The sequence below is a fragment of the Sorangium sp. So ce836 genome, assembly GCF_028553905.1.
In the GTDB taxonomy this organism is placed as follows: Bacteria; Myxococcota_A; Polyangia; order Polyangiales; family Polyangiaceae; genus Sorangium; species Sorangium cellulosum_D.
Genome location: NZ_CP102233.1, coordinates 5,218,121 through 5,238,316, shown reverse-complemented (window position 1 = coordinate 5,238,316; position 20,196 = coordinate 5,218,121). Strand labels below are relative to the sequence as shown.

Sequence of the window (20,196 nt, the reverse complement as noted above, 5' to 3'; positions counted from 1 at the left end):
CGCTCGTGCGGGCCCTGCAGACAAGGACAGAGGGATTCGATATGCCCATTGCTGGTTCGACGCGGCGACCTGGCCTGTGGACGCTGGCGTTCTTCTGGATCGTGACGCTGGCCCTGTTGCTCGGCTGCAGCGAGGTGGCCGATCCGATGGACGCGCGCTTCCTCAGGCGGCAGTTCCCCGAGCAGGCCGACGCCATCCTTCGAGGTCCCTTTGCCTTCGCCCTGGCGGACGACGGGTTCGAGGCCCCGCGCGCGCTCGACGTGCCCGCCGGCCGCGCCGGTGAGGGCGGGCCGCGCTCCCGGTTCCCGCGGGGCGGCGACGGCGTCGTCCGTTTCCTCCTGTCGGACGGCTCCGAGGCGCTGGTGAGGGAGCTCGGCGCCACGGGCGCCGGCGAGCTCGCGGAAGGCGCGGTGACCTATTCGCGGGCGGGCGGAGCGTCGTTCTGGACCGCCCTCGAAGACGGCTACGAGGAGTGGCTGCTGCTCGAGCCGCGCGCGGTGCGGCGCGATGCGCCCGTGGCCTCCTGGCAGGTCGACGGGGCCGCGCTGCGCCAGGACGGCGAGGCCGTGGAGCTGGCGGACGCGCGCGGCGCGACGCAGATCCGCGTGACGGCGCCCGAGGCCTACGCGGCGGGGGGGAGGCCCGTCGGCGCGCGGCTCACCGCGCGGGGGGAGCGGATCGAGCTGTGGGTGGAGGCCGAGGGCGAGACCGTGCTGGTGGATCCGCGGTGGAGGCTCGGCGGGAAGATGAGCGCCCCCCACTACAGGCACACGGCCACGCTGCTGCCGGACGGGCGGGTCCTCGTCGTCGGCGGCGGCTATCGTCTCGTGGACGCGAGCGACAGCGCCGAGATCTTCGACCCGGCCTCCGGCCGATGGTCGATCCACGGCTCGACGAACACCACGCGCGCCAATCACACGGCCACGCTGTTGCCGGACGGGCGGGTCCTCGTCGTCGGCGGCTACGCCGGTGTGGGCGCGCTCGACAGCACCGGGGTGTTTGACCCGACCTCCGGCCAGGGAGGCCGATGGTCCACCGGAAAACCCATGAGCGCTGCCCGCGCCGATCACACGGCGACGCTGCTGCAGGGTGGGCGGGTCCTCGTCGCCGGCGGCGAGGGTCCTGACGGCGCGCTCGACAGCGCCGAGCTGTTCGACCCGGAATCTGGCGCGTGGTCCGCGCTGCCTCCCATGCTCGCCGCCCGCACGGGCCCCACGGCGACGCTGCTGCCGGACGGACGGGTCCTCGTCGCCGGGGGTGTGGGTCCTGACGGCGCGCTCGACAGCGCCGAGCTGTTCGACCCGGCCGTGGGCGCGTGGTCCGCGCTGCCTCCCATGCTCACCGCCCGCGCGGCCCATACGGCAACGCTGCTGCCGAACGGGCGGGTCCTCGTCGCCGGGGGTGTGGGTCCTGACGGCGCGCTCGACAGCGCCGAGCTGTTCGACCCCACGTCGAGGACATGGCTCGCCGTCAGGAGCATGGCCGCCGCCCGGCGCGATCATGCCGCGACGCTGCTGCCGGACGGGCGGGTGCTCGTGACCGGCGGCGGCGGTCCCGGAGGCTCGCTCGACGGGGCCGAGGTGTTCGACCCGGGGGCGGGCAAGTGGCTATCGCTCCAGTCCATGCAGCGGTCCCGGGCCGAGCACACCGCGACGCTGCTGTCGGATGGGCAGGTGCTCGTCGCCGGCGGCTCGGAGCGCGATGCCGACGGCTCCTTGCGTGCAGCGATCGACGACGCCGAGCTGCTCGACCCGGACGCCGGCCTGTGGCGGTCCCTCGACCCCTTGCGCACGGCCCGGTACTCGCATACGGCGACGCTGCTGCCGGACGGGCGGGTGCTCGTCGCCGGCGGTGACGCCATCGGTGGCGGGGCGAGCCGTGGGCGGTTCCTCGACAGCGCCGAGGTGCTCGACCCGGACTCCGGCACATGGCGCGTCGTCGGCCTCATGGGCCAGGCCCGGGGCTCGCACACGGCGACGTTGCTGCAGGACGGGCGGGTGCTCGTCGCCGGCGGTGATGAGGACCTCGACGCATCATCGGGCGAGACGCGGTCGCTGAGCCACGCCGAGCTGTTCGACCCGGACTCCGGCACATGGCGCGTCGTCGGCCCCATGCACACCGCAAGGGACCAGCACACGGCGACGCTGCTGGACGATGGCAAGGTGCTCGTCGCCGGCGGCCGCGATGAGGGAAGAATTCTGGACAGCGCCGAGCTGTTCGACCCGGCTTCAGAGACGTGGGTGCTCGTCGCGCCCATGCGCGAGCCGCGATATGCGCACACGGCGACGCTGCTGCCGAACGGGCAGGTGCTCGTCGCCGGCGGGTCTGGCCCTGAGGGAGTGCTCCACGGCGCCGAGGTGTTCGACCCGGCCACAGGCGCGTGGCTGCCCCTCGGGCCCATGATGGCTGCGCGTGCGCGGCACACGGCGACGCGGCTGAAGGACGGCCGGGTCCTCGTCGCCGGCGGAGTCGACGCGGCGGGCGCGCTCGACAGCGCCGAGGTGTTCATCCCGGACTCCGGCAGGTGGATGCCGCTCGGGGCCATGCACGCCGGCCGCATCGCGCACACCGCCACGCTGCTGTCGGACGGGCGGGTGCTCGTCGTGGGCGGCGCCGACATGCAGGGCTCTGCGCTGCAGCCCGTCGAGGTGTTCGACCCGTCCTCCGGGACGTGGCTCCCTCTCGAGCCGCTGCCCATGGGACGGTACTGGCACACCGCCACGCGGCTGAACGATGGCCGGGTCCTCGTGGCTGGCGGCCTCGATGAAGGCGTGCTCGACAGCGTCTCCGTCTTCCGCCCGATGCCAGACGGCAGCCCCTGCGCGGCGGACGTCGAGTGCCACAGCGGCCACTGCACCGACGGCGTCTGCTGCGAACGGGTCTGCGACGTCTATCTCTGCGAAGCGTGCTCGGCGCTCCGGGGCGCCTCCGCCGACGGCGTATGCACGTCGCTGCACCCCGACTACCTGCCCTTCGCCTGCTCGCCGCAGACCGGGGAGCAAACGAAGCCCTGCCGGTCGGTCCACGATTGTGCTGACGGCTTCGTCTGCGACGCCGGCGGAGAGTGCGTCCTGCCGCCGCAGAGCACCAGCTATCTCGACAAGGGCGGCTGCCACCTCGCCATCGCGACGGCCGCGGAGCCGGCGGGCCGCGTGCCGGCGGAGCTCGGCCTGCTGACGCTCGCCGCCGCCTCCGCGGCGCTGCGCCGGCGCCGCAGGTGACGGCCTCGGCGACGCTGCGCCGGAGGCCGGTCCCTCGTCTCTCGTGCTCGTCCTTCGTGCGCGTGCACGTGCGCGATTCGCCGGAGTCCGCGCGCACGAAGGACGGAAGACGATTGACGAAGGACGGCGTATCAGCCCCAGCTGAAACCACTCAAGTCTAGATTGAGCAGAGAGCCCTTATAAAGCCACCTCACACACCGCTTTCCTCCCCCCAATCCCCCGCCGCCGCCCACGACATCGTCGCCGTCGATCGCGCCAGCCCGAACCGCCCGTTCCGGTCGACGGCGATGACGCCCCCCGTCACGTCGAGCCGCGCGGCCAGGTGCGCGATGATCTCCCTCGCCGCGTCGGCGGCGCTGCTGCCAGCGCGCATCCGCTCCACGGCGGAGTGCGCGGTCACCAGCCGGATCATCCCCTCGCCGTAGCCGGTCGTCGACACCGCGCCGGCATCGTCGTCTGCGTACGTCCCGGCCCCGATGAGCGGCGAGTCTCCGACCCGCCCGACCCGCTTGTTCGCCGTGCCGCCGGTGCTCGTCGCCGCGGCGGTGAGCCCGCTCGCGTCCCGCGCGACCGCGCCGACGGTGCTCCCCGCCCAGGAGGTCGCGCGGCGCGCGCCCTGCTGGGCCGCGGCGAGCGCCTCCCGCGCGGCCTCGGTGATGAGCGCCGCCTCGCCCACGGGCACGAACCCCTTCATCCGCGCGAACTTCGCGGCGCCGTGCGCGGCGTAGAGCACGTGCCGGCCGTCCTCCAGCGCCGCGCGCGCGATCGCGATCGGCTCGGCGAAATCCGACAGCGCGCAGACCGCGCCGGCGCGCAGCCCGCGGCCCTCCATGATCGACGCGTCGAGCTCGACGTGGCCCTCCTCGTTGAGGACCGCCCCCGTGCCCGCGTTGAAGAGCGGATCGTCCTCGAGGACGCGCACCGCGCGCTCGACCGCGTCGAGCGCGCTCCCGCCCTCGGCCAGCGCGCGCGCACCCGCGCGCGCGGCGAGGAGACACCCCGCCGCGTGCAGCGGCCGCCGCTCGGGGGCGACGTCGCCCGCGCCGCCGTGGACCACGATGCAGCGCTGCCCCCCGCGCCCGCCCAGTTGATGGATGACGTGCATCACGCTCGCGGCACCCTACCGCGGCGCGCGCCCCGAGGTCCACGCCCACCCCGCTCACTCGAGCGGGGGCCCGCTCCTCTTGGCGGCAAGCTCGTAGTCCATCCCGCACGGCAGCGCCGCGAACACCGGCGCGACGCTGAGCTCGCCGGCCACGAGATCCTCGCAGCGCGATCCCGCCGTGGGCGCGAACGTATAGGACAGCCTCGCCTTGAACCGCGCGACGTCGTCGCCCGCGTCGCCCAGCTCCCCGTGCGCCCGGTCGCGCCGCTCGACGGAGCACGGCGGCCCCGGCGGCCCGTCGCCGGCGCGCATGTCCACGACCACGCGCCCCTCGATCGAGAAGCTCACCTGGTCCTCGCCGAGGACGCCCTCGATGACGCTGGCGCCGTTGTCCCAGAACAGCGCGCCGTCGCCGCGCGCGAGCTCGACATCGAACTCCCACAGGCGCGTCGCCCCGAGCGCCCCTTCCCCGCACGTGTTCCCCGTCTGCGTCCCGACCACGTGGAACGTGCCGAGCGCGGTCCCCGGACCAGACGCCGCCTGGTCGCCGAAGGCCTCGACGCACGCCGGGAGCCCAGGCATCACCGACAAGAGCGACGCGAGCAGCAGCATCCGCATCGCCGCCGCGTACCAGACGGGCGCGGCGCAGGCAAAAAAGGCGCTCGCAGGCAACCTCGCGGGCAAGCTCGCGGGAAATGGAAAGAAAAAACGGGTCGGGTGCTTCGCTTGCACCCGACCCGTCCCGTGGGCCTCTACCGGAGGCCGTCTGGACCCCGCTTGATCCCGCCTGTGCGGCGCCTCCCCTGTCCCATCGCGACGAGCGATCGACCCCGGAGCACCGGTGAGAATCGTTCCCGGAAGACCTGAGTCTTCCCCGATTCCCTCTCTGCCGGCCTCGCGGAGGTCGCGATGGCGGTCAACAGGTTGTTAGGCACCGGACCTGGCCGAGCGCGGAGGCGTCTCGCAAGGCCCCGATGGCCCTGCGTCACGCTCCACGAGGGTCAGCTGTTCCCAGCCTCCGGTATAGAAGAGCCACTGGTACTGTGCATGGTGTCCATCCCTCCTCCGGCGTGCCGGCACCCCGCGCCGGATCGAAAGAGATCGTCCGGCATGGCAAGGGTGTTCGATTGCGGATCAGCGGAGAGCCCGCCGATCTGGTGTCGACCTCAGCACCGTGGTGCTCCACGGCAGGACCATCCTGGAGCTGATGCTCCGTCCGAGGCCGAGGACCAGCCTATCACCGCTGTTCAGGCGAGCAAGGGGCTCACGCACCGAAACATCGAAAGCAACTCGCTTCCATGCATTCCCGCCCTCCCGCGCTCCGCCCTCCCGCGCTCCGCCCTCCCGCGCTCCGCCCTGCCGCGCACGCACGCAGCCCTGCCGCGCGGGCACGCAGCGCGCCGCGCTCGAAGCGGCCCGACGGGACGACGCGCGCTCGGCGGCATGCGCGGCGCGCAACGGGCGCAGCGCGCCCGAGGACGGGAGCGCCTCCGACGGAGCGTGTCCGCGGCCGCGGAGCGGAACCGCGGCGAGCACGGCCGCGGCGGACCTCGGCGCGGCGAGCTCCGCCGGCGCTCGTCGACGCTTGCGCGCGCCGGCTACACGTGCACGAACCAGCTCGGCTCCTCGGCCTCGGGCAGCGCCGTGGCGAGGACCGCGAGCATCGCGTCGATCTCTTCCTTCGTGTGCACGCCGCTGCGCAGGATGGCCGCCGGCCCCTCGCCCGCCGGCACCACGACCGACTCGACGGCGAGCGCCGTCTCGACGCCGTAGCCGTAGGACGCCAGCGTCACGACCGCGGTGGCTTCCCGGTCGTCGAGCAGCCTGCGGATCGTCATCGTGCGCCTCACGCGCTCGCTGTCCTCGGCCCACGACGCGAGCCACGCGCGCGTCGCCTCGTCGAGGCCGACGAGCACGAGCTGTGCGGGGGGCATCGCTTCGGGATCGGCCGCGGCCACGGCGGCGCGGTGGAAGCCCCGCACCTCCCGGCACCAGAGCGGCGGCGCACCGTCGACCCGGACGAGGAAGCCGTACGGGCCACGAGCCCCCTCTCGCTCGGAGCCCCCCGAAGAAGCGGAAGAGAAACTGTCGTTCGACACGAAGGGAGACGATACACGAGCTCCGCTCGGCGGAGGAAGCCCGCTCAATTGCGCAGCACGTCGAACCGACAAGGCTCCGCCCAGGTCACACGCGGCCCTTGGGTGCGCTCGGCGCTTCCGTCCTCTCCCGTCGCCTTCCGTCTCCTTCCGTTGCCTTCCGTCTCCTTCCGTCTCCTTCCGTCCTCTCCCGTCGCCTTCTGTCACCTTCCGCCGCCTTCCGCCGCCTTCCGTCGCTTCCGATCTGTTCCGTTCGCCGCCCAAGCTTCTCGCGCTTCCCATGCTTCCCGTCGGTTTCCTGCGCTTTCCGCCGCGTCCACGGTCCCCACAACGAGAACGCCACACTCCTTGGATTTCGGCTAAGGTGGCGCCCGCCTCCCCCGTGGAGCCCGTCCGGGACGGGGTGCGTTCTGCACCTACGGCGTCGCCCCGGCCGACGGGCTCTGGCCCGCAGCGGCGGGTCGGGGCGGCGGCAGCAGCGCTCGCCGCCGGGCGCGCTGCCGCGGCAGGCCGGCGCAGGGGCCCGCCGGCGCGCCCCCACGTCACCTCGATCCCGATCCCGAACCGCAGGCCATGAAGCTCACGTCACAAGAAATCATCGAGATCGTCGCCGCGTTCTGCGCCTACTTCGGCGCCGCGTACGCGCTCAACTCCTTCGCCCCGCCGCGCCTTCGCTTGCTCGCGCGGTACGGCACGGTCGCCGCGGGCGTCGCGCTGTTCTTCTATGGCCTGCAGCGGTACATCGACGAGCACGCCCGCGCGGTGGACCTCGCGAAGGTGCTGATCGCGATGGGCGCCGCGTTCTGCGTCTTCTACGAGACGCAGCGCGAGGGGATGCGCCGGCCGGTCGCGGAGCGCTGGAAGCGGTTCGTCGGCGTGGCGCTCGGGGTCGCCGCCATCATCGCCTACTTCAACGGCTTCCGCTTCGGCTATCCCAAGTACTACCACCGCTGGGATCAGTTCCATTACTACATGGGGGCCAAGTACTTCCCCGAGATGGGGTACGACGGCCTCTACAAGTGCGCGCTGATCGCGCAGGACGAGCTCGGGCTCGTCACGTACACGAACGAGGACACCGGGCGGCCCGTCAAGCTCGACATGTCCAAGGAGGTCCGCCACCCGGACAAGAAGATCCGGAACCTCGGCGGCGACAACCTCCTCATGCCGGCGAGCGAGGTGCTCGACAAACCCGAGATCTGCAAGGCGCACTTCTCCCCCGAGCGCTGGGAGGCGTTCAAGGCCGACGTGCAGTTCTTCCGGACGGCCTCCGACAAGGGCTACTGGGAGGACATGCAGAAGGACCACGGCTACAACCCGCCGCCGGTCTGGACGATCATGGGCAAATTCTGGGCGGACCTGCAGCCGGCCAGCACCCGCTACCTCCAGTTCCTCGCCAGCTTCGATATTTTCTACCTGCTCGGCATGTTCGCCGCCCTCTACTGGGCCTTCGGGTGGCGGGTCTTCGCCGTCGCGGCGATCTTCTGGGGCTGCCAGTCGTCGGCGCCGTTCTACTGGACCGGCGGCGCGTTCCTCCGGCAGGACTGGCTCTTCTACCTCGTCCTCTCGGCCTGCCTCATCCGCAAGCGCTACTACAAGCTCGCGGGCGCGAGCATGGTGTACGCCGGCCTCCTGCGCATCTTCCCGGGCCTGCCCGTGATCGGCTGGCTGACCGTCGCCGGGATTTACCTCGCCCGCCACAAGCGGATGGCCCGGTCGCACGTGCAGGTCCTGATCGGCGGCGTCCTCGCCGCGGCCGTGCTCATCCCGGTGAGCCTCAAGGTCTCCGGCAAGGACTCGTACAGGCAGTTCTACGAGCACACCCTCAAGGTGCACGACCAGACGCCGCTGACGAACCACATGGGCCTCCGCGTGCTCGTCGCCCACAAGCCCGGGACCGGCGTCGAGTCCGGTCGGATGAAGTACACGAAGGACACGAAGCTCGTCGATCCGTTCGAGGTCTGGAAGCGGATGCGCAACGAGCGCTACGCGAAATACCGGTGGATCGCCTACGGGATCATCGCCGCCAGCTTCGCGGGCTTCGTCTACGTGTGCCGACGGATCCGCTCGCTGTGGGTGGCCCAGTGCCTGGCGCAGATCTTCGTCATTCTGCTCTCGCAGCTCACCTGTTATTATTATTCCTTCATGATCCTGAGCGCGCCGCTCACCCGGCTGAAACGGCAGATCGAGGTGCCCCTGTTCGGCCTGGCCGCCCTCAGCCAGTTCATCTGGATCACGTTCTACTATAACGACGATAAATACACGGCGCTCACCGCGGTCTCACTCGCCTTCTGCTATTACCTGCTCTGCCTCTTCTCGGGGAAGCCGGTGCCGTGGGCGCGGCGGCACGAGCCGGCGATCGCCGACGACGCGAAGCCGGCGGGCCAGCAGGCCTGAGGCGCCGCCCCGCCGCGCTTTCCCTCGACATCGCCCCCAACCACGCCCGGAGACGCCGGGAATCGAACGATGATCGAACGATGACGGACGTAGAGCGAGAGCATCCTGAAGAGCCTGGCGACCTCCACGGAGACGAGGGTCGTCCGAGCGACCCCGGTGCGCCGGTCCCCGCGCCGCCCCGGCGCGTCGAAGAGCGGGCGGTCCACGCCTTCCGGAAGGTCCCGCGGACCGGCGTCATCTACGTGACGACCGAGGCAGCGCGCCTCGGGTTCAAACCGGGCGCCGAGGGGGCCGACGGCTGGTGCAACCTCGGGCAAGGCCAGCCGGAGACCGGCCCGCTCCCGGGCGCGCCCGAGCGCTGCGCGGCCGTGGCGATCGCCGGCGACGACCAGGAGTACGCGCCGGTGGCGGGCCTGTGGGAGCTGCGCGAGGCGATCGCGTCGCTGTACAACCGCGCGTACCGGCGGGGCATGCCGTCGCGCTACACGGCCGAGAACGTCGCCGTGTCGGGCGGCGGCCGCATCGCCCTCACCCGCGCCGCGGCGGCGCTCGGGCAGATCAACCTCGGCCACTTCCTGCCCGACTACACCGCGTACGAGGAGCTGCTCGACGTCTTCCGGCTGTTCTCGCCGATCCCGATCCTGCTCGAGGGCGAGCGGGGCTACTCGTTCTCGGTCGGCGACCTCCGCCGCGAGATCCTCGGCCGCGGCCTGAGCGCGATCCTCGCGTCGAACCCCTGCAACCCGACCGGGAAGCACGTGCGCGGCGAGGAGCTCGCCGCGTGGGTGCGCACCGCGAAGGAGCTCGATTGCGCGCTCCTGCTCGACGAGTTCTACTCGCACTACGTCTACGGCATGGGCGACGTCGCCCCGATGGAGAGCGCCGCGCGGTACGTCGAGGAGGTCGACCGCGATCCGGTGGTGATCTTCGACGGCCTGACGAAGAACTGGCGCTACCCCGGCTGGCGCGTCACCTGGACCCTGGGGCCCCGCGAGGTCATCGAGGCGGTGGCGAGCGCCGGCAGCTTCCTCGACGGCGGCGGCTCGAAGCCGATGCAGCGTGCCGCGGCAGAGCTGCTCACCATCGAGCACACCCGCGCCGAGACGACGGCCATCCACCGCGCGTTCTCGCGGAAACGCGAGCTCATGCTGGACGGGCTGCGCAAGATCGGCGTTACCGTCGACGCGGCGCCCGAGGGCACGTTCTACGTCTGGGGCTCGGTCGCCGACCTGCCGCCGGGGCTGTCGGACGGCCACGGCTTCTTCCGGGCGGCGCTCGGGGAGCGGGTCATCGTCGTGCCGGGCGAGTTCTTCGACGTCAACCCGGGCAAGCGCCGGGCGGGGCGGCCGTCACGGTTCCGTCACCACGTCCGCTTTTCGTTCGGCCCGAGCGAGGACGTCCTCGTCCGGGCGCTCGGGCGGCTCGAGCGCATGGTAGGCGAGCGTCGCCGGGCCTGACACCGGCGGCGCAGCGGAGCGGTGAGGCGGGGCCGAGCGCCAGGTCTTGTCGCGCTGCACGTCTTCCGACATGGTGGGGGAGCGCGTGGCCAAAGATCCGTGGAGTGATTGGAACGACGACGACCCCGGTAACTTCCAGCCGGGCGATACGATCGGCCCCTACGAGCTGCTATTTCCTGCGGCCGTGGGCGGCATGGCCGCCGTTTGGGCCGCGCGGCTCAGGCGCCCCAACGGCACCGTCCAGATCGTCGCCGTCAAGCTGCTGTCGGACGCGATGCGGGGGGACGACGACGCGCGCGCGATGTTCCTCGACGAGGCGTGCACCGCGTCGCGCATCCTCCACCCGAACGTGGTGCACATCCTGGCGTACGGCGAGGTCCGCGATCGGCCGTACCTCGCCATGGAGTGGATCGACGGCGCCCCGATCGCGAAGATCTTCTCGAACCAGAAGGCGAAGCGCGCGCTCCTGCCGCTCGGCTGGGTGCTCCACGTGATGATCGACGCGTGCGCCGGCCTGCACGCGGCGCACGAGGTCCGCGACGACACGGGGGAGCTGCTCAACCTCATCCACCGCGACGTCACGCCGGAGAACGTGATGGTGACGTTCGACGGCATGGTCAAGGTCGTCGACTTCGGCGTCGCGAAGACGCGGGCGCGCGCGCAGATCAGCCGCGTCGGCGCGATCAAGGGCAAGACGGGGTATTTCTCGCCCGAGCAGGTGATGGGCGGGGCGCTCGACCGCCGGAGCGATCTCTTCTCCATGGGCGTGCTGCTCTACCTGCTCGTGACGGGCCACACGCCGTTCCGCGGCAAGGGCCCGCTCGAGGCGATGCAGCAGATCGCCAACCGCAACCCGCAGCCGCCGCGCGAGATCATGCCCGAGGTCCACCCGGAGCTCGATCGCATCATCATGCGGGCGCTCGCCAAGAACCCGAACGACCGGTACCAGACGGCCGCGGAGCTGCGCCGCGATCTCGAGCAGGTGAGCCTCGCGGTCGGCGAGAGCTACGGCGACAAGCAGGTGGGCCAGCTCGTCCGCGACCTGCTCCCCGGGGTCGCGGAGGCGCGCAAGGAGCGGATCGACCAGGCGATCGACGAGCTCGACCGCATCCTCGCCGAGCGCGCCCACCCGCACAAGCCGCAGGCCGCGCGCCCGGAGGACGCGACCGAGGTGATGCTCCGGCGCATCTCCATGCTGCCGATCCTGCAGGACGGGCCGGAGGCGTCGGAGGACGCGGCCGACGCGGCGCCGCCGTCCGCCGGCCCCGCGAGCTCGCGCATGTCGGGCCGCGAGCTCGCGCATGTCGGGGCCCGCGAGCTCGCGCATGTCGGGGCCCGCGAGCTCGCGCATGTCGGGGCCCGCGAGCTCGCGCATGTCGGGTCCGGCCAGCTCGCGCATGTCGGGTCCGGCCAGCTCGCGCCGGTCGAACCCCGATCCGACGCGCAAGTCGAACCCGGACGCGACCCGCAAGTCGCACCCGGACGCGACGAGCTCGCCGCTCGAGTTCGCCGCGGGGCTCTCGCCGCTGCCGCTGGGTCCGCCGCCGGTGCCTTCGGGCCGCCCGGCGGCGCACGCGGGTCCGGCGCACGCGAGCGGGCCTGCGGGCGCGGCCGCGTCGATGCCCGAGCAGCGACCGCGCCCGGCTCCGGCGAAGGGGGGCTGGTTCGTCCGCGTGGCGCTGCTGACGCTGATCGTCCTGGGCCTCGCGGCGGCGGCGTTCCTGCTGGTCCAGCGCTCCGGCGGCCTGCGGCTCGGTTCGCTGACGCTGCCCTTCGCGCGCCCCAGCGCGTCCGGGCCGGCGCTGGCTCCGCCCGACCCCTCTGCCGGCGCGACGGCGGCGCCGGAGGCGGCGGCGGCTGCGCCTGCGCCGGCCGTGACGCCGGTGAGCGGCGCCATCGCCGACGCCGCCGCCCCGACCGAGGCGGCCGAGCTGGCCGCCGCCCCGGCCGACGCGGTCGCCGACGCCGCGGCCCCTGCCGACGCCGCGGCCCCTGCCGACGCCGCGGCCCCTGCCGACGCCGCCGCGCCGTTCCCGAGCGGGCAGCCGGCGTATGGGCCCGGCGGCGCCGCGCCCGCGCCGGGGACGCCGTACCCGTCGCCTCCGGTCGTTCCCGTGCCGCGCGCCCCGGGGCCGTTGCCATCGCCGCCCGTCACCGGGTCGGCCGTGCAGCAGCCTCCGGCGCAGCCTGCATGGCGTTCGACCCCGCCCCGCCCCACGCAGCCTCCGCCGCGGCCGCCTGGGCCGGCCTCGCCGCCCCCCCTCGACCTGGCGCCACGGTAACGCCGCCCGACCGGGCGCGGCTCTGGCCTTCGCCAGCGCCGCGTACGCGCCCTTCGCCGCGGCGGGCGCGCTCAGTCCTTCTTCGGCTTGTCGGCCTGCGGCCTCTCGGGGATCGGCGTCGCGCGGGACGCAGGCTTGTCGGGGATCGGCGTCGCGCGGGACGCAGGCTTGTCGGGGATCGGCGTCGCGCGGGACGCAGGCTTGTCGGGGATCGGCGTCGCGCGGGACGCAGGCTTGTCGGGGATCGGCGTCGCGCGGGACGCGGCTTTCTTCAGGGACGACTCCGCGAGCGACACAAGCATTGCGAGGTTCACCGGCTTCGAGAGCAGGAAGATCGCGTGCCGCCGGAGCGCGCGGATGCGGGCCTGCTGCGACTCATCGGCGGTGACGACGAAGACGGGCGTGTCCCGGTTCAGCGCCCCCTTGGCCGAGAGCGACTCGAGCACGCTGAAGCCGTCGACCCCCGGCATGTGCAGGTCGAGCACCACGAGATCGAATTTGCGCGCGGCGAGCCGCCGCAGCGCCGGCGCCCCGCCGTTCGCCTCCTCGACGTCGCCGAGCGGGCGGAGCGCGCGGGCAAACATGCCTCGGATCGCGGTGTCGTCGTCGATGACGAGGATGCACGTCACAGCATGAAGATGTTTGCACGGATACGGAAGCGCCGGAAGCCCGCGGCCCGATCTCCGCACCGCGCGGCGCGAGCGTCCACAACGCCTCGCGCCGCGGGTGTGATTCGCGCGTCCGCCGCGCGCATCCTCATGAAAGCGCTCGGCCGTGCTCGCGCGCGGAGCCGCGGGCGCGACGTGCGCACGGCCAAGACGGACACACCGTCATCCCAGATCCAGGGCTCCATGGCCTCGGGCGAGGCGTGGACGCCACGGACGGGCTGCGGTAGACGCGGAGGAAGACCTCACCCGCACCGCAAAGGAACGATCCATGGGCAAGTTCACCATCACGAACGAGATCAACTGCAACGTCGACACCTTTTGGAAGCTGTTCCTGGACAAGACCTTCAACGAGGAGCTTTACCGGAAGGAGCTCGGATTTCCCGAGTACACCATCACGGAGCAGGTCGAGACGGAGACGGAGATCGTCCGGAGGTCGGCCGGGAAGCCGAAGATGAATTTGCCCGGTCCGGTGGAGAAGCTGCTCGGCTCCGGCTTCCGCTATACCGAGGAAGGCAAGCTGAACAAGGCCACCAAGGTGTGGACCTTCAAGCTGACGCCAAGCACCCTGGCCGACAAGATGCGCAACGAGGGCACGGTGCGCGTCGAGGCGATCGGCGACAACAAGGTGCGTCGGATCGCCGAGCTCGTCATCGAAGCGAAGGTGTTCGGTGTCGGCGGCCTGCTCGAGAGCAGCGCTGAAAAGGAGCTGCGGCAGGGGTGGGAAGAGAGCGCCGTCTTCATGAACAAGTGGATCGCTCAGGGCAGAGCGATCTAGCTCCTCGCGCCTGACGCGCCGAACGAGCCGCCCAGGCGCCGGCCGGTCCGCCGCAGCCCGCTGTCGCCGCCAGGCAGCCAGACGCAGGCGCCGCCGGCGAGCGATGCCCGCGAGCGGCCGCCCTCTCCGCCCACCCCGCGCCTGGGTGAACACGCGACCTGCACGTCCAGGGTCAAAGCGTGCGATCTTCTGTAGTGTATCTTGCTGAGGCAGCTTACATGAACCAGGGCCACGGCATGGTGCACGTGGTCATCATCGGTGCCGGCTTCGGCGGTCTCTACGCGGCGCAGGCGCTCCGGCGCGAGCCGGTGCGGGTGACCGTGATCGACCGGCGGAACCATCACACGTTCCAGCCCCTCCTGTATCAGGTCGCGACCGCGGGCCTGAACGCGAGCGACATCGCCGCGCCCATCCGGCGCGTGCTCCGCAAGCAGAAGAACACGAGCGTGCTCCTCGCCGAGGTGACGGCGATCGATCCGGCGCGCAAGCGGGTGATCTTCGAGGACGGCGAGCTCGGCTACGACAAGCTGATCGTGGCCGCCGGGGCGTCGCACTCCTATTTCGGGCACGACGAGTGGGCGCCGTTCGCGCCCGGGCTGAAGACCGTCGACGATGCGCTGGAGATACGGCGGCGCGTCCTCCTCGCCTTCGAGGCGGCCGAGCGCGAGCCCGATCCGGCGCGGCGGAAGGCCTGGATGACGTTCGTGGTGGTCGGCGCGGGCCCGACCGGCGTGGAGCTCGCCGGGGCGCTCTCGGAGCTCGCGCGGCACACGCTCGTGCGCGAGTTCCGGCACATCAACCCGCGCGACGCGCGCATCGTCGTCGTCGAGGGCGCCGGGCAGGTGCTGCCGTCGTACGTCCCCGAGCTCGGCGAGAAGGCGCACGCGCAGCTCGCGGGGCTCAACGTGGAGGTGCGGACGCGTTGCCTCGTCACCGGGATCGACGAGGACGGGGTGTCGATCGGCGACCAGCGGATCGAGGCCAAGACCGTGCTCTGGGGGGCCGGCGTGGCCGCCTCGCCCCTCGCCCGGAGCCTCGGGGTGCCGCTCGACCGGGCAGGGCGCGTGCTGGTGGAGCCGGACCTGACCGTGCCCGGCCACGAGGACATCTACGTCATCGGCGACCTCGCGTCGCTGAAGCAGGAGGACGGGACGCCGGTGCCAGGCGTGGCGCCGGCGGCGATCCAGGAAGGGCGCCACGCCGCGCGCAACATCGCGCGCGCCGTGCGGGGGCAGCCGCGGCTGCCGTTCCGGTACCGCGACAAGGGCTCGATGGCGACGATCGGGCGGGCCGCCGCGGTCGCCGACTTCGGCAAGGTGAAGCTCTCCGGGTTCCTGGCGTGGCTCGCGTGGCTCTTCGTCCACGTCCTGTTCCTCATCGGCTTCCGCAGCCGGTTCCTGGTGCTGTTCTCGTGGGCCCTGTCCTACCTGACCTACGAGCGCGCCTCGCGGCTGATCACGGGAGAGACCCCGCGGCTCGTCGAGGATCACCCCGCGCCGGCGCTCGAGCCGCGCCGGGACGCCGGCGCGCTCGGGGCCCAGCCGCTGGAGCACGCGCGCACGCGCGCCTAGGCGGCGCCCCGACGCGCCGCCGCGCGGCCCGCTCCGCCCGAGAGCGCGCGCCGAAGGGCGGCGTCCTGCGCGCGTCTGGACCTTTGCGCGCGAGCTGCGTTAGCGTCGTAGACCATGGACATCCATCCCGGACAGGGCGCCTCCGCGCACCCCTCGCGAGCCCTCCTCGCCAGCGCAGCATCCCTCGCCGCACTCCTGCTCGGCGCCCCCGCCGCCTTCGCGCAGTCGGCGGACGCAGCCGACCCTGCCGGCGCGCAGCCGCAGGCCGCGCCCTATGGCGCCCCCCCGCCGTACGGCGCACCTGCCCCCTACGGGCAGCAGCCCGGCTATTACCCGCCGCCCGGGTACGCCCCCCCTCCTGGATACGCCCCGCCGCCCGGATACGGCCAGACCCCCACCGGGTATGCGGTCGGCCCGCGGATCATGAACTACGAGGAGGGACAGGCCGTCCCCGAGGGCTACCACGTCGAGGAGAGGGCGCGCCGCGGCCTGGTCATCGGCGGCGCCGTGACGTTCGGCGTCACGTACCTCCTCTCGGCCATGGTCGGGCTCGTCGCCGAGAGCGCGGATCGCGCGAGCGGCGGCACCGGAGAGAGCTACATCCCGCTCTACATCCCCGTCGCCGGGCCCTTCATCACGATCGGCACCGCCGACGCGAAGGGCGGCGGGGTCTTCGTCCTCATGGTCGACGGGCTGGCCCAGGCCGCCGGCGTCGCCATGTTCATCGGCGGCCTCGCCGCGCCGGAGACGAAGCTCGTCCGCAACGACGTCTCCCTCTCCGTGAAGCCGATCGTCACCGGCGACACGCTCGGGCTCGGCGTCTCCGGCTCGCTCTGAGCGCGCGCCGCCGGCGCCCCGGCGTCACGTCGCGACCGGCGGCGTCTCGTCCATCGTCTTGACGGCGCGCTTGGCGCGGCGGCGCACGTCGACGTGCAGCGACTCGTCGAAGTTGATGGCCGAGAACGCGGCGCGCGCCTCGATGTTCTTGCCGAGGGCGGCGTAGGCCTCGGCCTCGTTCCAGCGCAGCTTCCAGTCGCGCTTCGCGAGATCCGAGAGCTTCGCGGCGTCGGCGATGATCTCCTCGTACCGCTGCTGCTTTCCGAGCTCGCTCCAGTACTCGGCCCGGAGGTCGTCGTCCCCGGGCGCGAGCGCGACGGCCGCGGCGAAGCCGGCGAGCGCGTCGTCGATCCGGCCCGCGACGAGCTCGGCGCGGGCGAGCGAGCGGCGCGCGCCCGCGCTCTCGGGGTGCGCGGCGACGAAGGCGGCGAGCGCGGGGAGCGCCGCGTTGACCTTCTGGATGTCGGCGGGGTCGCTCGGCCAGAACCGGAGCGAGAGGGCGGCGAGATCGCCGGGGTCGCTCTCGAGCGCGCGCTCGATCGCGGCGGGCGCCTCGTCGCCGCGGCCGGCCTTGGAGAGACATTTCGCGAGCTCGACCCACGCGCCCGACGACGACGGCGCCGTCTTCACGAACGCCTCGGCCGCGGCGAGCGCCTCGTCGGTGCGCCCGAGCGCGCGCAGGGCGGCGATCCGCGCGAGGTGCGCCCGCTCGACGCGGTCGCCCTCGCCCGCGACGGCGACGGCGCGGTCGGCGGCGCCCAGCGCGACGTCATGGCGGAGCTCGCGCTCGTGGTAGGCGAGCTGCTCGAGGTAGAAGGCGCTGTCGCGCGGCGCCGAGTCCCACTGGCCGGTCAGGTAGTCGAGCACCGCGTCGGAGCGCACGTAGACGAGCGAGGCCGCGTCGCGCGGGTTCTCGTAGATCGGCACGAGGACCCCGAGCTGCACCATCGCGTCGAGCGCCGGCTGGCAGTCGGGCTTCGCCTCGAGCGCGAGCACCATCTCGTCGAGGGCGGCGTCCTTCTTCTGCATCGCCAGGTGCACCTGCCCGACCGCCACGTGGTAGTCGGCGTCCCCCTGGAACGTCTTCCGGATCGCCTGGAAGCTCTTCAGCGCCGCGGGGTGGTCGCCCATGTTGGCCTGCGCCGAGGCGAGGTTCAGCCGCGCGGCGTGGTCGTCGGGGTCCATGGTGACGATGCGCTTGAGCGCCGAGATCGCCTTCTCGTAGTCGCGCTCGCCGAAGGCCTTCTGCGCGCGCTCCCAGACCGGCGCCTTGTCGAGGAAGGCCTCGAGCTGCGAGACGAGCGCGCTGTTCTGCTTGCGCCAGACGCCGCTCTTGCCGGCCTCGGAGCTCGTGAGAAAGTCCTTGATCCACTTGCGGGCGGCGTCGATGCTGAGCCCTTTGTCGGCGAGCCCCTCGAACTCGCCCCGGGGCACCGGCATGCGCGCGGGGATCCCCTGCCGGCGCGCCGTGTTCTCGTCGAGGCCGATCAGCACCCAGTCGCTTTGCTCGCTCATGATCCTAGGACGGTAGCCGCCGTGCCCCGCCGGGATCAAGCGACGTCTCGGCGCAGCGCGCCCGCGCAAGAGGCGCGTCAGGAGTAGAGCCAGGCCAGCAGCACGAACGCCATGAAGGCCGCCGCGGCGACCGCGAGGGCGAGCGCGCGCGGCACCCCGAGGAGCATCGGCCGGAGGCTGGCCTGGAACGCGACCGCCTCCACGGAGCTCGGCGGGTTCGGCGGCGTGTCAGGGCCGGACGCGCCGCCCGAGACGGCGACGGGAGCGGCCGGCGCGCCCGCAGCGCCGCCGCTCGCGCTGGCCGCCGTCGCGAGCGGCGAGGCCGCGACCGCGGGCGGCGCGACGGCCGGCGCCGCGACGGCGTCGAGGGGCGCCGCAGCGAGCCCGAGAGGGGGCGCGCCGAGGTCCGGGGGCCGCGGCGCCGCGGGGGACGCGAGGTGATCGAGGCCGAGCTGGGCGAGGATGGCTTGCAGCTCGTTGCCCCACGCGACCGGCAGCGCGGTCGCCTCGGGCGCGAGCGTGAGCGGCGCCGACATCGCCTTGTGCATCGCCCGCTCGAGCGCGAGCGCCTCGTCGAGGCGGCGCGACGCGCCCTCTGCGCCGGCGCTCGTGGAGAGGCGCAGCGCGTCGGCGGCCACCTCGGAGATGTGCGCCGCCACCTTGGCCAGCGCCAGCTTGCGCTCGGCCTGCGCCACGGCGAAGCGCGCCTCCTCGCGGAACCGGATCGCCTCGGTCGTGAGCCGGTCGACCTCGGCGTGGAGCTGCCTCGCGCCCTCCGGCGCGCCGCGTGCCGCAGGCGCGGCCCCGGCGTCGTGCTCCACGGAGAACGCGGCCGCGGCGGTGATCGAGGGGGGCGGCTCGGCGTACGTCGGCGTCGCCCCGGACATCGGGCGCGGCTCGGCGTCCTGCGCGGTGATGGAGCCGTACGAGGGCAGGCTGCCGCGCTGCCGCCCGCCGCTCGAGCTGCTGGACGCCGGATCGCCGCGCCCGCGGCCGTTGCTCCCGACGACGACGGTCTTCTCGTCGGCCGTCTCGGAGGGCAGCGCCCCGCGCCGCCGCGAGCTGCCGAACGCCGTGTCCGTCTCGCGCGAGCCGGGGATCGCCGTGAGCGGCGAGGGCGTGACGCCGTCGCGCGCCTCGATGTCGGTCGGGTCGTCCTCGCGGCCGAGCGCCGCGCCGTTCGGGCGGAGCCGGTCCCGCGCGGCGGCGGGCCGGCGCGGGATCGCCGTCGCGGCCGAGAGGGAGGGGCGCGGCGCCTTGGCCATCCCGGCGAAGCCGCCGGAGACGGCGCGCTCGAACCAGCGCATCTGCCTCATCGCGTTGCGCCGCACGAACCGGCCGAGCGCCTCCTCGTTCCCCTCGAGGTACCCGTGGCTGCGCAGCCAGCCCTCGAGCCGCGCGAAGATCTCGTCCGCGCTCTGGAAGCGCGAGGCCGGGTCCCGCTCGAGACAGCCCATGACGATCGCCACGAGCTCCTTGTCGATCTTCGGCCGGAGCTCCCGCAGGTCGGCCGCGGGCTGCGTCGTCATGTTGCGCAGGAGCTCGTAGTCGCTCGACGACGGCCACGGGTGCTTGCCCGAGAAGAGCTCGAACAGCACGACGCCGAGCGAGAACAGGTCGGAGCGCCTGTCGGCGGGGCCGCCGCGGGCCTGCTCCGGCGCCATGTACGTCGTCACGCGCCGGCGCGCCCCGACGGCCGTGGTCATCACGCGGAGCGACGATTTGGCGAGCCCGAAGTCGGCGATCTTCACCTCGCCCTGGAACCCGACGAGCACGTTGCCCGGCGTGAGATCGCGGTGCACGAGGTTGAGCAGCTCGCCGCTCGGCGCGCGGAGCTCGTGCGCCGCGCCGAGCCCGCGGCAGAGCGTCGCGCCGATGTAGACGACGAGCCGCTCGGAGAAGACCTCGCCCGTGTCGAAGACGGTCTTCATGAGCCGCGCGAGGCTCACGCCCTGCACGAGCTCGACGGCGAAATACGAGCCCTGCTCGTCGGTCCCCCAGCCGGCGACCTCGACGACGTTCGGGTGCTTGAGCGCCGCGGTCGTGCGCACCTCGTCGAAGAACCGGGTGGCCACCGTCGTGTCCCCGGCGTAGTGCGGGTGCAGCCGCTTCACGGCGAGCAGCTCCCCTGGCCGGTGCGGACCTACCGACCTGCAGAGATCAACGCGGGTGGTCGCTCCGGACGCGATCTCTGCAAGGAACTGAAGCGAGAGCGCAGCCGGCGCGGGCTCGGGGAGCCGAGACATGCACGGTGAAGTCTAGCGGGCGACAACCC

General features: G+C 72.9%; 13 protein-coding genes and 1 pseudogene. 8 read left to right on the top strand and 6 right to left on the bottom strand.

Going from position 1 to position 20,196, the window contains the following annotated elements:
- The first annotated feature begins 41 nt into the window (after positions 1-41).
- Positions 42-3,221 carry a kelch repeat-containing protein gene (locus NQZ70_RS19065; RefSeq protein ID WP_129575482.1) on the top strand — a complete coding sequence of 1,060 codons (3,180 nt, stop codon included), beginning with the start codon at positions 42-44 and terminating at the stop codon, positions 3,219-3,221.
- A gap of 190 nt (positions 3,222-3,411) precedes the next feature.
- Here the strand turns inward: NQZ70_RS19065 and NQZ70_RS19060 are convergent, their stop codons facing one another.
- The 3 genes from NQZ70_RS19060 to NQZ70_RS19050 all read right to left on the bottom strand — a co-directional run bounded on the left by NQZ70_RS19060 (position 3,412) and on the right by NQZ70_RS19050 (position 6,425).
- On the bottom strand, positions 3,412-4,326 hold the full coding sequence (locus NQZ70_RS19060; protein WP_129581442.1) for an isoaspartyl peptidase/L-asparaginase: 915 nt from the start codon (positions 4,324-4,326) through the stop codon (positions 3,412-3,414).
- Between the two features lie 54 nt (positions 4,327-4,380).
- Positions 4,381-4,944, bottom strand: coding sequence for a hypothetical protein (locus NQZ70_RS19055; RefSeq protein WP_165374040.1), 564 nt, complete (start codon positions 4,942-4,944; stop codon positions 4,381-4,383).
- A gap of 980 nt (positions 4,945-5,924) precedes the next feature.
- Complete coding sequence (locus NQZ70_RS19050; RefSeq protein WP_129575480.1) at positions 5,925-6,425, bottom strand: hypothetical protein; 501 nt, start codon at positions 6,423-6,425, stop codon at positions 5,925-5,927.
- Between the two features lie 570 nt (positions 6,426-6,995).
- Here NQZ70_RS19050 and NQZ70_RS19045 point away from each other — a divergent pair.
- The 4 genes and pseudogenes from NQZ70_RS19045 (at position 6,996) to NQZ70_RS19030 (ending at position 12,555) form a co-directional block, all read left to right on the top strand.
- Positions 6,996-8,816 carry a hypothetical protein gene (locus tag NQZ70_RS19045; protein ID WP_129575479.1) on the top strand — a complete coding sequence of 607 codons (1,821 nt, stop codon included), beginning with the start codon at positions 6,996-6,998 and terminating at the stop codon, positions 8,814-8,816.
- Positions 8,817-8,896: 80 nt separating this feature from the next.
- Positions 8,897-10,273 (top strand): pyridoxal phosphate-dependent aminotransferase, encoded by a 1,377-nt coding sequence (locus NQZ70_RS19040; protein ID WP_207217887.1) that lies wholly within the window; start codon positions 8,897-8,899, stop codon positions 10,271-10,273.
- Between the two features lie 70 nt (positions 10,274-10,343).
- Positions 10,344-11,165 (top strand): annotated as a pseudogene (locus NQZ70_RS53390) (serine/threonine protein kinase); the annotation flags it as partial.
- A 505-nt stretch (positions 11,166-11,670) separates the two neighbouring features.
- On the top strand, positions 11,671-12,555 hold the full coding sequence (locus NQZ70_RS19030; protein ID WP_272828749.1) for a hypothetical protein: 885 nt from the start codon (positions 11,671-11,673) through the stop codon (positions 12,553-12,555).
- 71 nt (positions 12,556-12,626) lie between these two features.
- Here NQZ70_RS19030 and NQZ70_RS19025 read toward each other — a convergent pair whose 3' ends face one another.
- The gene (locus NQZ70_RS19025) at positions 12,627-13,184 is read right to left on the bottom strand and encodes a response regulator (RefSeq protein ID WP_237245428.1); all 558 of its coding nucleotides are present in this window, start codon (positions 13,182-13,184) and stop codon (positions 12,627-12,629) included.
- Between the two features lie 307 nt (positions 13,185-13,491).
- Between NQZ70_RS19025 and NQZ70_RS19020 the strand changes: the two genes are divergently transcribed.
- The 3 genes from NQZ70_RS19020 (at position 13,492) to NQZ70_RS19010 (ending at position 16,406) form a co-directional block, all read left to right on the top strand.
- Positions 13,492-13,998: a DUF2505 domain-containing protein gene (locus NQZ70_RS19020; RefSeq protein ID WP_129575477.1), complete on the top strand. Its 507-nt coding sequence runs from the start codon at positions 13,492-13,494 to the stop codon at positions 13,996-13,998.
- 218 nt (positions 13,999-14,216) lie between these two features.
- Positions 14,217-15,569, top strand: coding sequence for an NAD(P)/FAD-dependent oxidoreductase (locus NQZ70_RS19015; RefSeq protein ID WP_207217886.1), 1,353 nt, complete (start codon positions 14,217-14,219; stop codon positions 15,567-15,569).
- A 114-nt stretch (positions 15,570-15,683) separates the two neighbouring features.
- Complete coding sequence (locus NQZ70_RS19010) at positions 15,684-16,406, top strand: hypothetical protein (protein ID WP_207217885.1); 723 nt, start codon at positions 15,684-15,686, stop codon at positions 16,404-16,406.
- 24 nt (positions 16,407-16,430) lie between these two features.
- Here NQZ70_RS19010 and NQZ70_RS19005 read toward each other — a convergent pair whose 3' ends face one another.
- Together NQZ70_RS19005 and NQZ70_RS19000 are read right to left on the bottom strand one after the other, a co-directional pair.
- Positions 16,431-17,921, bottom strand: a complete 1,491-nt coding sequence (locus NQZ70_RS19005) for a tetratricopeptide repeat protein (protein ID WP_129575476.1) — start codon at positions 17,919-17,921, stop codon at positions 16,431-16,433.
- Positions 17,922-17,998: 77 nt separating this feature from the next.
- Positions 17,999-20,167 carry a serine/threonine-protein kinase gene (locus tag NQZ70_RS19000; RefSeq protein ID WP_129575475.1) on the bottom strand — a complete coding sequence of 723 codons (2,169 nt, stop codon included), beginning with the start codon at positions 20,165-20,167 and terminating at the stop codon, positions 17,999-18,001.
- Between the last annotated feature and the right edge of the window lie 29 nt (positions 20,168-20,196).